The following is a 13,087-nucleotide window of genomic DNA, read 5'->3' on the forward strand; positions in this document are numbered from 1 at the left end:
CACGAACTTGCCTCTTCGCATCCCTGTGACTACGACAGGGGTCAGTTCTCCGCCGCCGCGGCGGCGCGATCTTCTGCCAGGGAGCCCTGCATGATCCCCGAGCCTCGCCCTGTCATCAGTCTCGTCATTCCGACGCGGGAGCGTGCACACTACCTCGACGCCGCCATCCGCTCGGCGCTCGTTGCAGCCGATGCGGCCGATGCCCCCGTCGAGATCGTCGTCTCCGACAATGCCAGCTCCGATGACACGCCCGCAGTGATCGCAGGCTTCGACGATCCGCGCATCGTCGCCCTGCGCACCGACCGGCGGCTGTCGATGCGCGAGAATTTCCAGTTTGCGCTGTCGCACACCACCGGGGACCATGTGCTGTTCATCGGCGATGACGACGCCGTGTTGCCCAACGGCCTGCGGCTGCTGGCCGATCTGATCGCGCGCCACGACCCCGATATCGTGAAATGGCGGGTGATGACCTATCTTTGGCCCGACCCGCGGACGGGGGCGGCGGGGACGCTTCGGGTGCGGCCGCAGGCGCTGGACGGTCGGCTGAAGCGGCTCGATCCCGCGGCGGTTCTGGACGGCTTTGCCCGGGCGAGGTTTCGCAGCTACCACGACGGCGGGATGATCTATCACGGCTGCATCTCGCGCCGTCTGATTGCGCGGGCCGAGGCGGCCTCGGGCGGCCCGTATTTCCGCGGGTCCTCGCCCGACGTGTTCACCTCGCTGCAGGCGCTGATGGTGACCGACCGGCCGATCCTGCGGATCAACCTTCCGATCACGCTCGGCGGGTCCTCGCCGCGCTCGAATGGGGCCGCGGGCCAGAAACTGGCGGTCTCGGGCGCGTCGGCGGAAGGCACCGAATTTGCCAGGTTCATCGCCGAGACGGGCACCGACCCCTATCAGTGTCGGCTGCCGGTGAGTTGCCCCTCGCTGACCATGATGACGCTCGACTGCCTGCAATGCGCGGCCGAGCTTCAGGGGTATCCGCTCAAGATCGACGCCGCCGCCTGGTCGGCCCGCATCGCCGCCGATATCGGCCGTTTCGCCGAGCCGACGCGCAGCACATGCGAGGCGCTGGCCCGCGTACTGCTGGGTCCGGACTTCCACCTGGACGACCCCGCGTCCGAAAGCGCCGTCCCCGTCGCTCCGTCGCCCGCGCCCGCGCCTGCGCCGCCCGACGGCCCGGCGCTGCGCCGGGTGTCGACCACGCTGCATTTCGAGGGCGGGCGGATGACGGCCGATGCGGCGGCGGCGGCCGACACGCTCGACGGCCTGGTGCGGCTCGGCCGCACCGACGCCCGCCCGCCCGGTGCCTTGGGTCGCGTGCGGAACGTGTTGGGCCAACACGCCCGGGCGCGGTGGATGCTGAGATAGGTTCTGCCAGATGTCGGTCTGGACCGCCTTGTCTGGCCGCTGAAGGAATCCTTGTTCTTCAAAGTTCTGAAGACAAGTCTCCCGCTCGGAACGGCACGGACGGGGACCGGCTGCCTAATTGTCGATGATCGCCGCGCCAAGGAACTCACGGGCGGTGGCGGCCCGCTCGGAGCCGTGAAGGATCAGCCTGGCGCGGATTTCGGTCCGGCCCTCCGGAAGCGTTCCCGCGGGGACCGGAACGAGGTGGATCTGCACAGGCGAAGACATGGCAGCGGTGGCGCCGAAAGGAGATACCGAGCCGATGCGCTGTCCTTCGGGCGTTTCGAGCACCAGTTCGGCGCCGGGTGGCAAGGGACCCGTGCGCACGGCAAGGACCAGCGCAGCGGCGCCCGGGGCGACCTCGATCGCCGCCCGGCCCGTGCCGGGTCCGCCGTCCTCTGCCTGAAGGGCCGGGGCGGCGGTCCAGAACAGGACCACCGCCGCCGGTCCGGCCCGAGTGCGGAGGAACCGGGTCAGAAGCTTTCGAAGACGACCGATTTGAGGACCCCCTGCAATGGCGCGGCTTCGAGTGTCTGGTCTTCCATCCCCGTTCCCGAAGCCGCCAGCGTCACATCGATCGAGCCGTCAGCCTGTAGCTTTCCGGCCTCGCGCAGGCGTGCCACCGCATCGGTCACGTCGATGACCGCCGTGAAGTCGTGGCCATGGCCCTTCAGCATGCCGAAGAACTCGAACGAGCCGGCGAAACCGGGACTGTCCTCGGACAGCTCTGGTGTCTCTCCGCCGGGAGACACGAAGACATCGAAGCTCAGCCCCTTCAGCATCCTCGGGGGCGTGAAGGTGACCTGGGCAACCTGCCGCGTTTCGTCCGGTCCGGCGGTTGCAGCGGCTTCGGGCAGCGAAAGACTGGCCGTGGCGCCTTCGTTCAGGCCGAAGGCTTCGTCTGCCCGGGCGATTGCATTGGGAGCAGTGCCGCGCCGCGACTGCAGCCCCGCGGCGGACGCGGACCCCGAGCCCGGCGTGTAGGCATAGCCCCAGGGCGCGATGTCCATCGAGGCGCCGGCGGTACTGGGAGCGGGCTGCCCGGCATCGCCGATGTAGAAGAGGAAGGGTTCCGGATCGAAGCGCGGGGCCTCCTCTGCGGTGGGCAAGGCGGTCCGGCCCGCAGTCCGTTCCTTCTTCGTCCAGACGTCCCAGAGCCGGTCGACATTGCAGTGATGCATGAAGAAGATCGGATCGACCGAGGACAGAAGCGATGGCATCCACCCGCCCGCGGCGCTGCCCAGATCGTTATGGACCTTGTTGTGCGGCTGCCCCTCGAGGATGGCGGCCCCCACGCCCTGGTGGTGGTTCTGGCTTTCGGGACTGTTGAACCCGGTGCGGGCCTGCCCGGTTCCGACCACGGTCGTGAAGAGCTCGGGCCTGAGACCGGCCTCGATGACCGACAGCATGACCGCATCCGAGGCGGGTGGGGTCAGATCCGGGGCGGCGGCCGTCTTCGAGCGCCCGTCGGCGGGATTGGCGTTGAAGTTGGGCTGCACGCCCGTGGTCCAGAAGCTGTCGAAATCGGGAAAGCCCCGCAGGGTCTCCTGTTGCTTCTGCGCGTCGCTGAGGCCGGTCCAAAACGCCTCGATCGGGTCGTGATAGGCGCTCTCGAAGCTGTCCCAGTCCGGGTAATGGCTGCTCGAGGGATCGAGGGCGTTGTCGGGATAGGTGCTGCTGGCGAAGAACGTGTCCGCGACGAAGGGATCGGCGGTCCAGTCCCAGTAGGGCATGGCAAAGGCTTCGTCCTCGCCGTAGATCCGGACGATCCGTTCCAGATGGGCGACATAGGGGCGGTGCCAGACGAAGAACCACCAGTTGCCATGCGGGCAGTCCATCAGGTGGATCATCGCATAGCGGAACCAGTTATGGGGGTCCGAAGGATCGAGCGCCCACATCGCGGCAACGGCCTTGCGGTAGGTCTGGAGATGGGCGACGCCCTCTTCGCTGGTCATGCTGACGCGCACATGGCTGGCCTGCCCGGCGGCGCTTCGGGCAAGGAAAGGCACGGCAAGAAGAGCCGCCCCGCCTTTCAGCAGGGTGCGGCGGTTCGTGGAAATCGCTTCGGTCATCTGACATGCTCCCGATGGCAATCAATGGTTGCTGTCCGGCCGCGCCTGCGGGATGTCGCCGGAGGAACTTGTCAAGATTGGCCGAAAACCGTCACGGTCCGGAGCATCCTGCCGTCTGAAGCGGCAGGCCAGGAAATGTGTCCGCATTAATACCACAGTTGACGTGTTGTGTCGGATAATTTTCCTGGCTTCGGTCGCACCGGCGTGGTCTTGCCTCCGTTTCACCGGACATTCGGGCGGTTGCGGTCAGGCCTGCAATGAACCCGCGCGGCGGCCGCATTTTCAACCCTGAATGGTGGTGGTTTTCGATGCAGCCCTCGATCCAGCCTCCGATCAATCCGAGAACGGTCCGGGACTCCGGCAACGGTGTCACCTGTCACCATCGACGGCGAGGATTGCTCTGTCGGCTACACCACGCTGGCCCGGTCAAGCGATCTGATCGGCGGCACGGTTTTTGCCGCGCTCACCGATCGCGCCGGAAAAGTGGTGAAATCCGAAGACGGTTCGGACCATGTCTCGGTCGACGCCGATTCCATCTCGCTACTGCATATCGGCGACAAGATCTTTTCGGTCACCCATCTCGAATCGCGGCCCCGCGCGATGTATGTCAGCGAATTGGCGCAGGATGCCGATGGAAATCTGACGCCGGTGTCGACCAGGCCGGTGGATTTCTCGGACTACGGCGGCCTCTGGGTCCCTTGCGCGGGCTCGGTGACGCCCCGGGAAACCCATCTCGGCTCGGAAGAATACCCCGCCGAGGGGTCCGCCAAACTCCGAGCGCTCACTGCCATCACCTGGCCCTGAATCATCTTCGATGAATTCCAAGATACGCGCCCGGGTCAGTGGCGCGTCGTAAAGGCGCTTGGCGAGCGTTGCACCTTGAACGCGCTGGCTGACCCCGAGCAACGCATTTCCGAGCTTATCGGCGCCGATCCCGCCCGCCTCGGCCATTTCAAGATCGAGCGGCGCACCCACTGGGGTCTATCCCCGCGGGTGCGGGGGAACCTACCGGCTGCCTGGCGGCGAAACCTATCTGGGGGGTCTATCCCCGCGGGTGCGGGGGAACCAGGTGGCGAAGATCGGCGACAATCTTCCTAGCGGGTCTATCCCCGCGGGTGCGGGGGAACCTGTTCAACCTGACGGCGGTGACCGTCAACTGGGGGTCTATCCCCGCGGGTGCGGGGGAACCTCTTGGGCTCAATATGTTGAAATACCAGCAATGTCAAAGAGCATACGGATGAGTGGACCGTCATTCACTTTCGTTTTACGAGCAATAAGCCGTCGGCATCCACGATTGTCTTGGGCGGTTCGCCGAGGGTCTCTATGCGCAAATTGCCGACCGAGGCCGGATCCCGCCATACCAGTACGAGAGAACCGCGCCGCAGCTGCGACCACCAGTCCTTCATTACGGACCAGACCCTCTGCCGGACACCCGCCGACATGTCCGGCGAGACATAGACACCGGGAGCGATTTCCAGCATTACCGACGTCAGGAACCCGCGGTAGCGCATCTCGACGTCACGGGTCACGATCATGGTCAGCGGCATCAGGCCCCGCGCCCTTCGATCAACGCCTTAATCCTTTCGATCATGTCCGGGATGATACCATCCCGTCTGAGCGCAGTACCGGTCATGCGACGGGTCACGCGTTCGATGTTTTCGGAAGGACGCTCGGACACTTGTCTGGCGGCCTTGAAGGCGCAGGGCACGGTGACGCTGTCGCGGTACAGGTCGGCCACATCTAGGACGAAGCTCTGCCCGGGATCCTCGTGGATGAAGCCAAGCTGAGGAATCGTGGCGGTCGCGCAAACGGCGATGGCTGCAGCAGCCTCGACGGCACTTGCGGCATGGTTCAACGCCTGGTTGGGCAGATCGGATGCCATGGGATTGGCCCGGTCATATCGGCGCCCCCGCCAGGAAATGCCGATCCTCTGGGCTTGCAGCGCGTAAGTCTCTTTCATTCGTGCGCCCTCGATGCCGCCCAGGACATCCAGGTCGGCATGCGGCAACACCTCGCCAAGGCGCATCGCGTACATTCGCCGTGCCGTCATCAGGCGGAGATCGTCATCGGCCCAGATCCGGGCCTGAAGCCGCGCAAGGCCGGAACGGTCAGGGATCATCGGCGGGGCGGTGTAAAGACGAACGCCGTCCTCGCCGACCGCCGCCAGCGCCGTGCGGGCATGGGCCAGAAGGCGCAGCGCGTCGTGGCTGACCGTTGATCCCGGGCCGAGCAGGATAATTGACACGCCCTGCAGGGGAATGGCGTAGTCCCCCTCGGAAAGCGCATCGGCCTCGGTCTGCGGTCCTTGCAGAAAGGCCAGCGTTCCGTCGCGTGCGGTCAATGCGCCGCGCGCCAGGTAAAGACAGCCAGCCCGGTCGGCATGGGGCACCTTGGCGCTGTCCAGCCCCAGCCGCCCCTTCAGCATATGCGCCTTCGCTGTGGCGGGCGCAGCAACAGCATGCCGAATCCATAGGCACGATGACGTCCGACCCCTCTGGCCAGAAGCCCGGTAAAGGCATCGGGGTCGGTGATGGTCAGGGTGCCATGAAGGGTGGCGTCGGGTCCTTCGATCCGCCGGCCGTTGCGCTGGACGATGCTCCTGCGGAAAGACGCAAGACGGCTCGTCTCGTGGTCGAGCTCGGCTGTCGGGGCCAGACGTTCGGCCAGCCAGTTCAGATAGACGGCCTCTCGCGTCGAACCGTCATCCAGCAGTGCCGCGGCCAGAAAGGCGTCTATCTCGGCCCCCTTGCGGAAACGGACCTTCGCACCGCTCTCGGTCCGTCCATCGCGTGCAGAGGCAAGCCGGATGACCGGCCTTATCCGCAAATCGAACCCAAGTCTTTGGCCAGCGGTCCAGCTTTCGGCCGCCCGTGGAAGGGATCGCAGGCGATCAAGCTGGACCACTTCTGCCAGGCCGGGGGTCAGGCTGCCTTTGCCGGTATCGCGCAGCTCGTCGGCGTCGCGCCGGGAATAGGCATAAAGGGTCCCCACCCGGGAGCGCGGCGCGACCATCAGGCGAAAGGGTTGCAACATGGCCGGTCCGAATGCCTCGCCCAGCACATGGTGCAAGGCCATGCCCTCGTCAGAAACGTCGGAAAGCCCCCGCTGTCCGGCCCACAGATGCAGGCTTCGCAACTGCATCGGGAGTTCGACAAGGTGGAGGCTCATTCGACGCCTCCCGGGATCTCGCCTTCGATCACGCGCCGGCTGCCCCCGTGCAGGCCAGAGCGCCAGTTACGCAGATCGGCCAGGTCGAGGATCGAGCCCTCGTCTTCATCTTCGGCGTCGGTCGCGGGCCACAGGGCGCGGCCCGAAAGTCCAAGGGCGCCGATTGCGGCACGGGGCGTCGGGGCGTTCAGCCACCCCTGAAACAGGCGCACCGATGGAAGACAGGGCCTCCGCCCGATGAAGAGCGGCCGCGCGGGCTGATCCAGTGCGCGGGCCAGCGTCCCTATATCCGGCTCGTCTTCAGGTGTCAGGCGCAACACTATCCGGCAATCGTGATCGGCCAGATAGTCCCGGCGCCGGCGGTGCGGGCTGTCATAGGTGCCGCCTGCGCGCTCGTCGGGCCGCCCCCGGGTCGTCCAGCCTCGGTCGTTGGCCTTTAGTTGAACGTTCTGGCTGTCGGTCAGGACCCGGCCCTGCCGGGCGATCAGCGCGCCGAAAACCAGACGGTCCTGTAAAGCCTGGTGTCTTTCGGTTTCTTCCCGCCGCCAGCCGAGGGCATTGGCAAAAAGCCCCGTCAGCATCGAGGCCGAGGGGAAATCGCGTGAGGGGCCGACATGGTCGATCGCGATCCCGCCAAAGGCCAGAAGCGGCCCCGTCAGGCGCAGGTGCATCCAGCGATATATCATGCGGTCCGATCCGCGATCCGTGCCGGCAGACCTTGCGCGAAACTGGCCAGATCGGCCAGCGTCCCGCGTTCTGCTTCCGGAACATCTGCATTGGCCAGCGACATGATACGACGGGTCTCGCCAGTCGCATAGGCTGCATCGAGCGCGGCGAGGTGGTTCGAAAGCGCCGCCACTGCCTGCCCTGTTTCTGCGGCGCAGGGGCTGCGGAAGGCCTCGGCGAGGGACCGGGGCTGGCGGTCGCCGGCCTCAAGCATCAGAAAGGACGCGCGGGAATAGGGAGCGGTCGAGCCCAGCTTGGCGCCCGGCGAGACCTCGGCGATCAGATAGACAAGATTGTGCAGCGCCGCACCGGCGAGGCGCGCATCGCCGCCCAGGTTGGACAGAAGACCGGGGATATCCACCACCACGTAACCGTAGAAAAGGCCCGAAGTGAGTTCGGTTTCCTGGATCGTATCCGCGCCCGTGTCCTCTTCGCGGGCCAGATCGTCGGCGGCGATGAAATAGTCGCTTTCGGCCTCTTCGGCATGCACCGTGAAGGCATGCGCGACATGGACGGGCGCTTCGATATTGGCCTTGGGGTCGGAGGTGACCATCCGCCCGAACAGAGCGCCCGTCAGGCCAGCGGGCAGGCGGGCGTTTTCACTCATGGCCTTGAAATTCGCCTTGTGGGCCTTGCCCCAGTCATTCGCGATCTCCTTGGCCTTCTGCACGTCGCCAGCTGCGTCCTCCACCAGCCGCTTTGCCTCTGCGGTCAGGTAGGAGACCTCGACCTCTCCGAGCAGCAGCGTCTGGCGGGATTTCTTGTCGGTGCCCTTGTCGCCATAGACCGCGGTCAGCATGGCCTCGCGGATCGGTTCAAGCACCGCCTCTTCCAGCCCCTCGGCCCAAGGGTAAAGAACCTTGTGACCGATGATTTCGCGTGACCGGTAAGCCGGCTCAGCGCCGTCGATCCGATCGAGGCCATGCGGGTCATCCGCCAGTCGCCAGTGCCGTTTCAGGCATTGCGAACTCACGCGGGTGCGCAGGTGCCCGCCATAGGGCAATCGTTTCGCCAGCCCGGCGTCGTCACGGTTCAGCAGCGCGGCCGTATAGGGGGCAAGGAAATGGATTTGCAGGAAACGGGGATCAGGCATCTTCACTCTTTTCGCTCGGGGCATGGTCGAGACGTTCATAATAGGTCCTAGCCAGTCGGTTGCGGTCGCACCCGAAGACCAGGCGGGCCAAGTCGACCACGTTCAGTTTCGGGCCCGCGGACGCGACCATGCGGATCGCGCGTTCCAGCGCCGCATCTCGCGCGGCCCCGCGTGCGGCCAGCAGTCGGGCCAGGCGATGCTCGCTGACCCCTGCAGCCGCCAGCACGGCGCCGAGAGACTGGTTGCTGTCATGGACGGTCTGCCGCGCGCTGGCTGGCGTCAGGATCGCCACCATCCGTGTAAAGCGCAGCCAGCCGGTTTCCTGCCAGCGGGGCAGCTTCAACCGTGCCACCTGCCGCCAGAAAACCGGCGCGCCGCCTTCGTCCATCCGCCGGGCCGCGGCCCTTTCGCCGGAATCGGCTGCGGCCAATGCGGCGGCGATGGCCACCGCGCATCGCGCCAGATCGTCGCTCGGTTCAGGCATTCATCTCCTCCGCCGCATGGAATTTCCTCATCGCCCGGAACAGCCCTGTCTCCAAGGCGCGCCTTGCCCGCACCTCGGCCCGTGGCCGCATGAGGCTTGCGCAGGGAATGGCCGGAAGCGCCGCCGCGAATTCGACGCGGGCCTGCCTGGCCAGGCTTTCCAGATAGCGCAACCTGGCGCCGCCGATCCCGGCATCGGTGGTCTCTGCCATCCGCGTCCAGAGTTCGGCAAAGAACGTCCGGTCCGCCTCGCGCCGCAGCGCCTCGCGCGCGGGTCGCGTGCGGGCGTAGTGGGCCTTGCCCACCTTGTCGCGATCGCCTTCGGCGGCGGCCAGTGCCAGGCCATTGCGCAGCGCCTGGTCCACGGCGGCGATATCCTCGAGGATTCCCTCGGCCAGGTCGCGCGGACGCGCGCCGAGCATGTGACCGACCATTGCCTTGGGCACCGGCACGATGCGCGAGCGGAACCCGTCGGTCTTGGAATTGCCCCGCGAGACGGCCTCGGCCACCAGCAACATGGGCGCGGCTTCTTCCTGCGGGTCCGGCCGGGCGAGCACCGGAACCTGCCACTCCCCGCCATAAATCAGTTCGACCAGCAGCTCGTGGGTCCAGTCGCGCTCGCCCAGGGTCAGGCTCTTGCTCTCGGTCAGATGGATCGGCGCCCAGGGATCGCCGGTATTTCCGCGGGCCTCCTTCGCGGCGACCCTTGGTCCCTTCGAGGTGCTGCGCTCTGCCGCCATTCGTCCGTCGTGAAGGGTCAGCCGGATGCGGCGACAGACCTCGATGAACAGCGGGTCGAGCGCGTGAAGATCCAGCGAGCGGCCATCGGGCCAGGGGTCGAGCCAAAGCAAGGCCTTGCCGACAAGCCCCTCGCGCCCGGCTCGCAGGCGGCGCACATCGCGGGCCCACCAGGCAGACGGGTCGATCTCGGCCGACCCTGCCCTGGCCGGGGCCAGGGTCAGCATGGCACGCGACGACGACCCACCGTTCATCCGGGCAATGCCGTAGTTTCCGGCCCCGCCAAACCCCTCCATCGTCTGCAGGCTGACCAGCGCGAACAGCCAGTCCTGTGGCGCCGCCTCAAAGGCGATTTCGCGCTTCAGGTCGTGGTTGCGCGAGGTGATCAGCATGTCGAGCGCATCGGGCGTCGCGACGAAGGACCATTTCAGCCCGCCGGGATCGGGCGGCTGCAGAAAGGCGGGGCAACTTCGGTCCCTGCCGACCAGATGCCACGGAGCGTCATCGGCGAATTCGGGCGTCAGCGCCCGAAATGCTGCACGCCACCTGTCCTCGGTATCCGGTAACGCGCGCTCATCCGATGCATCGAGCGCAAGCACTGCGAGTTGTACCAGAAACATGTGCCACGCGGGGCGCTGGTGCGGGCGCAGCGCCGGAAAGCCCGCCACCTCGCCCCGCTCCATCGCCGCCATCAGGCCCGGCAGGCTGTGCCACGCCCGGTCTGTCCGGATCAGCGGGTCGCGCAAAAGGTCATGCGCCATGACGGTCCCCCTGGTCCTGCATGAGCCCATAAGATCCGTAACTCATCGCCCTGTCAGAAACGGTCATCCTCATTGGTGGCCCCGGATCGACCTGCACCTCTTCCTCGCCGGTCAGCCCGCGCGACCAGTGGGCCGGCAGCGCCAGCCGGGTGATTGGCTGGCCGAAGGCCCCCCGCGTGCCCTCGGGCAGAGTCAGAATGACGCCGTCCTCGCCCAGCCGCGTCCGGATCCTCTCGTCATCGGGAAAGCTCCGGGGCAGCTGCGCAGTCCGGTCCAGCAGCACCAGACCGGCGGCACTCATTTCCGCAAGCGCCCTGCCGGACACGCGCTGGCGATAAGACTGCCAGCCCTGCGCCGTGGCAACGCGGTCGAGCGCATCGGGGTGCGTGGCCGCCTCGACCAGGGCGCGGTTCATCGTCGGGATCTGCCATACCGGGCGCGCCTCGATTTCGGCCAAAGTTGCGGCAAGGCCCGGAACATCGACATAGATCCCCGACAGGCTGGGCCCGTCCGCATATGCCCCCAAACCGTTTTCCGCGGTGCGGGTCAGCGGATCGAGCCCGTCAGGCGGGCACATCACAACGGCGCGCGCCGCTTCAAAACCCGATGGCCTGAGCCGACGATGCCGGTGCAGCCGCCCGATGCGCTGCAGCAGCACGTCCATCGGGCAAAGGTCGGTGATCAGCAGGTCGGCACAAAGGTCGAGCGACTGTTCCAGCGTCTGCGTGCCGATCACGATACGCCCGCGCTGAGGGCTGTCCTTGCCGATGGCCTCTTCGACCGCGATGTCCAGCAGCGCGCGATCCTCGACCGCGAAGCGGCTGTGATGGAGGGTCGGTTGCCCGTCGACGGCCAGCAGCAGGTCAGGGCGAGCGGCATTGCAAGCTGCAAAGGTCTCCTGGGCGCGCATCACCGTATTGCGGATCACCAGAACCCGCGCCCCCCGGTTCGCGGCTTCGAGAGCCAGGACCGCAGCGGCGTCGCCCGACCAGCCACGATGCACCTCGATATGCACCGCCTTGTCGGCGTCGTTGTCCGGGGCGACTGGCTGCGGACCGCGGGTGGTCCAGATCGCCGGGTAGGGCCGCGCGATATCGGTGGCAAGGTCGGCCACCGCCTCGTTCAACCACTTGCGCCGCGCGGCCGCCCCAAGCGTTGCGGACATCAGCATCGCGTGACCGCCCAGCGCAAGATGGCTGCGCACCATCGCAAGCTGCACCTCGGTCATGTAGGCATCCGACGCATGTACTTCGTCGATCACCACAAGCGCCCGGGACAGCGCGCTGCCGCGCAGATGCGCATATTTCGCCCGCAAGCCCCCGAGGGCCACCTGATCGACCGTCCCCACGGCCACTTGCGCTGCGAGGAATCGCGCAGCATGTTCGGCCGCCCAACGCGCGGGCCGGGCTGTGGTGTCGTCCCAAAGCACTGCGAAACCGGGCAGGGGCCTGCCTGCGGCCTCGCCCGACAGAAGCTGCCCCGGAACCGCCAGAATGGCCTCGGGGGTGGGGTCGAACATGCGTTGGAGCGCCGCATTTACCCTTCGCTGCAGTTGCCGCGCCGCTGCCCGCGTCGGCACGGCGAAGTAAAGCGCGTCGACCTCTCCGGCGGCCACCAGAGTGGCAAAGCGCCAAAGCGCGGCCTCGGTCTTACCCGATCCTGTCTCTGCCTCCAGCAAGACGAGGCGCTCGTTGACGGGCAAGTCTCCGACGGCCTCTTGCGCAGGGCGCGGCGATGGGTAGTCCGAAATCAAAGCCCAGCCGGGAGCGGCGCGCAGGTGCAAGCTGCCCTCGGCAAGCCCAATATCGGCCACCCGCTCGTTGGCGCGATCGCGCGCGGTTTCCCAATAGTCTGAACGGAAGCTGCCTTCAAATGGGAACGCTTTTCGGTCAGATCCAATCCAGTCCGCCAACGTGAGAAGGCCGCAGAAGAAATGCAAAAGTGCCGGTTTGGGGCTCGGCGCCGATGAACGTCCGATCTCGGGAAACCAATCCAGAAGCGCGCGGCCCATGACGGTCTCTTGAGCCCGCCAATCGTAGCCTGCAATCCGCCCCGGAGGGAACGCCGCTGCGGCTTTTCCAGGACTGGGCTCAGGCACCGGTCGCCCATGATGAGCGAAAAGCGCGAAAAACCAGTCTGTTAGGCCCGGCGCGCTTGGCCAGTGCAGTATCTGTGCGGCAGCGCCACAGAGAGATTCCGGCGATCCCTGCGTGAGCCAATACCAGCCGCACTCCAGATGACCTTGCGGGGCAATGTCGTACCCGGCCCCCACCGGCCATCCCTTTGCCTGAAATCCCGGCGCCAGCTTGCCGATGTCATGAAGGAAGACCAACGCCGCAATGCAGCGCACTTGTTCTTCGGTCAGGGCCTGCCCGTGTGCGGCATTCGCCCGTGCCCGGAATTTTGGTTGTTCAATCAGGCTCAAGAAAACTGCGGCGACATCGGCTGAATGATGGGCCAGATGATGAAATTCACCTGTTGCTCTGTCGAACTTTCCCCAAGCGTCTGCCGAAATTTCCGCAAGCATCTCCGAACACCAAACCTAGGTCATGTTGACAAATGGCGGACCCAGAGACGGATCGACGTGATGTCAATGAAGCCGAGGAAGCTCTCAGCGGTCTTGTCGTAGCGGGTCG

13 protein-coding genes and 1 pseudogene are annotated in these 13,087 nt (G+C 66.3%); 3 read left to right on the top strand and 11 right to left on the bottom strand.

What is annotated here, in order from left to right; translation table 11 throughout:
* Positions 1-90 precede the first annotated feature (90 nt).
* Positions 91-1,371 carry a glycosyltransferase family 2 protein gene (locus EV657_RS06850; RefSeq protein WP_134077464.1) on the top strand — a complete coding sequence of 427 codons (1,281 nt, stop codon included), beginning with the start codon at positions 91-93 and terminating at the stop codon, positions 1,369-1,371.
* 114 nt (positions 1,372-1,485) lie between these two features.
* On the opposite strand, the gene EV657_RS06855 is transcribed toward EV657_RS06850, so the two are convergent.
* Positions 1,486-1,848 carry a hypothetical protein gene (locus tag EV657_RS06855; RefSeq protein ID WP_134077465.1) on the bottom strand — a complete coding sequence of 121 codons (363 nt, stop codon included), beginning with the start codon at positions 1,846-1,848 and terminating at the stop codon, positions 1,486-1,488.
* A gap of 35 nt (positions 1,849-1,883) precedes the next feature.
* The gene (locus EV657_RS06860) at positions 1,884-3,482 is read right to left on the bottom strand and encodes a tyrosinase family protein (protein WP_134077466.1); all 1,599 of its coding nucleotides are present in this window, start codon (positions 3,480-3,482) and stop codon (positions 1,884-1,886) included.
* 366 nt (positions 3,483-3,848) lie between these two features.
* Between EV657_RS06860 and EV657_RS06865 the strand changes: the two genes are divergently transcribed.
* Together EV657_RS06865 and EV657_RS22685 are read left to right on the top strand one after the other, a co-directional pair.
* On the top strand, positions 3,849-4,286 hold the full coding sequence (locus EV657_RS06865; protein WP_134077467.1) for a hypothetical protein: 438 nt from the start codon (positions 3,849-3,851) through the stop codon (positions 4,284-4,286).
* Between the two features lie 3 nt (positions 4,287-4,289).
* On the top strand, positions 4,290-4,580 hold the full coding sequence (locus EV657_RS22685) for a UvrD-helicase domain-containing protein (protein ID WP_425057249.1): 291 nt from the start codon (positions 4,290-4,292) through the stop codon (positions 4,578-4,580).
* A 155-nt stretch (positions 4,581-4,735) separates the two neighbouring features.
* On the opposite strand, the gene cas2e is transcribed toward EV657_RS22685, so the two are convergent.
* The 9 genes and pseudogenes from cas2e to EV657_RS06910 form a co-directional block, all read right to left on the bottom strand.
* Positions 4,736-5,029: a type I-E CRISPR-associated endoribonuclease Cas2e gene (cas2e, locus tag EV657_RS06870; RefSeq protein ID WP_075784848.1), complete on the bottom strand. Its 294-nt coding sequence runs from the start codon at positions 5,027-5,029 to the stop codon at positions 4,736-4,738.
* The gene (gene cas1e / locus EV657_RS06875) at positions 5,029-5,907 is read right to left on the bottom strand and encodes a type I-E CRISPR-associated endonuclease Cas1e (RefSeq protein ID WP_134077468.1); all 879 of its coding nucleotides are present in this window, start codon (positions 5,905-5,907) and stop codon (positions 5,029-5,031) included. The genes cas2e and cas1e overlap by 1 nt, the downstream gene beginning before the upstream one ends.
* Positions 5,901-6,650, bottom strand: a complete 750-nt coding sequence (gene cas6e / locus EV657_RS06880; protein WP_166673661.1) for a type I-E CRISPR-associated protein Cas6/Cse3/CasE — start codon at positions 6,648-6,650, stop codon at positions 5,901-5,903. The genes cas1e and cas6e overlap by 7 nt, the downstream gene beginning before the upstream one ends.
* Positions 6,647-7,336 (bottom strand): type I-E CRISPR-associated protein Cas5/CasD, encoded by a 690-nt coding sequence (cas5e, locus tag EV657_RS06885; protein ID WP_134077469.1) that lies wholly within the window; start codon positions 7,334-7,336, stop codon positions 6,647-6,649. Before cas5e ends, cas6e begins: the two co-directional genes overlap by 4 nt.
* A complete protein-coding gene (cas7e, locus tag EV657_RS06890; RefSeq protein WP_134077470.1) occupies positions 7,333-8,469 on the bottom strand; it encodes a type I-E CRISPR-associated protein Cas7/Cse4/CasC in 1,137 nt (378 codons plus the stop codon). The genes cas5e and cas7e overlap by 4 nt, the downstream gene beginning before the upstream one ends.
* Positions 8,462-8,953 (bottom strand): type I-E CRISPR-associated protein Cse2/CasB, encoded by a 492-nt coding sequence (gene casB / locus EV657_RS06895; RefSeq protein ID WP_134077471.1) that lies wholly within the window; start codon positions 8,951-8,953, stop codon positions 8,462-8,464. Before casB ends, cas7e begins: the two co-directional genes overlap by 8 nt.
* On the bottom strand, positions 8,946-10,451 hold the full coding sequence (locus tag EV657_RS06900; RefSeq protein ID WP_208323236.1) for a hypothetical protein: 1,506 nt from the start codon (positions 10,449-10,451) through the stop codon (positions 8,946-8,948). Before EV657_RS06900 ends, casB begins: the two co-directional genes overlap by 8 nt.
* Positions 10,441-12,978 (bottom strand): CRISPR-associated helicase Cas3', encoded by a 2,538-nt coding sequence (gene cas3 / locus EV657_RS06905; protein WP_134077472.1) that lies wholly within the window; start codon positions 12,976-12,978, stop codon positions 10,441-10,443. The genes EV657_RS06900 and cas3 overlap by 11 nt, the downstream gene beginning before the upstream one ends.
* Positions 12,979-12,998: 20 nt before the next feature.
* Positions 12,999-13,087: pseudogene (locus EV657_RS06910) on the bottom strand (IS5/IS1182 family transposase); the annotation flags it as partial.

Source organism: Rhodovulum visakhapatnamense (assembly GCF_004365965.1).
Taxonomy (GTDB): domain Bacteria; phylum Pseudomonadota; class Alphaproteobacteria; order Rhodobacterales; family Rhodobacteraceae; genus Rhodovulum; species Rhodovulum visakhapatnamense.

Excerpts from the sequence above, each read along its gene's own strand:
- EV657_RS06850 (WP_134077464.1), top strand. The coding sequence starts at position 91 with ATGATCCCCGAGCCTCGCCCTGTCATCAGTCTCGTCATTCCGACGCGG.
- EV657_RS06860 (WP_134077466.1), bottom strand. The coding sequence starts at position 3,482 with ATGACCGAAGCGATTTCCACGAACCGCCGCACCCTGCTGAAAGGCGGG.
- cas2e (WP_075784848.1), bottom strand. The coding sequence starts at position 5,029 with ATGCCGCTGACCATGATCGTGACCCGTGACGTCGAGATGCGCTACCGC.
- cas1e (WP_134077468.1), bottom strand. The coding sequence starts at position 5,907 with ATGCTGAAGGGGCGGCTGGGGCTGGACAGCGCCAAGGTGCCCCATGCC.
- cas6e (WP_166673661.1), bottom strand. The coding sequence starts at position 6,650 with ATGAGCCTCCACCTTGTCGAACTCCCGATGCAGTTGCGAAGCCTGCAT.
- cas5e (WP_134077469.1), bottom strand. The coding sequence starts at position 7,336 with ATGATATATCGCTGGATGCACCTGCGCCTGACGGGGCCGCTTCTGGCC.
- cas7e (WP_134077470.1), bottom strand. The coding sequence starts at position 8,469 with ATGCCTGATCCCCGTTTCCTGCAAATCCATTTCCTTGCCCCCTATACG.
- casB (WP_134077471.1), bottom strand. The coding sequence starts at position 8,953 with ATGCCTGAACCGAGCGACGATCTGGCGCGATGCGCGGTGGCCATCGCC.
- EV657_RS06900 (WP_208323236.1), bottom strand. The coding sequence starts at position 10,451 with ATGGCGCATGACCTTTTGCGCGACCCGCTGATCCGGACAGACCGGGCG.
- cas3 (WP_134077472.1), bottom strand. The coding sequence starts at position 12,978 with ATGCTTGCGGAAATTTCGGCAGACGCTTGGGGAAAGTTCGACAGAGCA.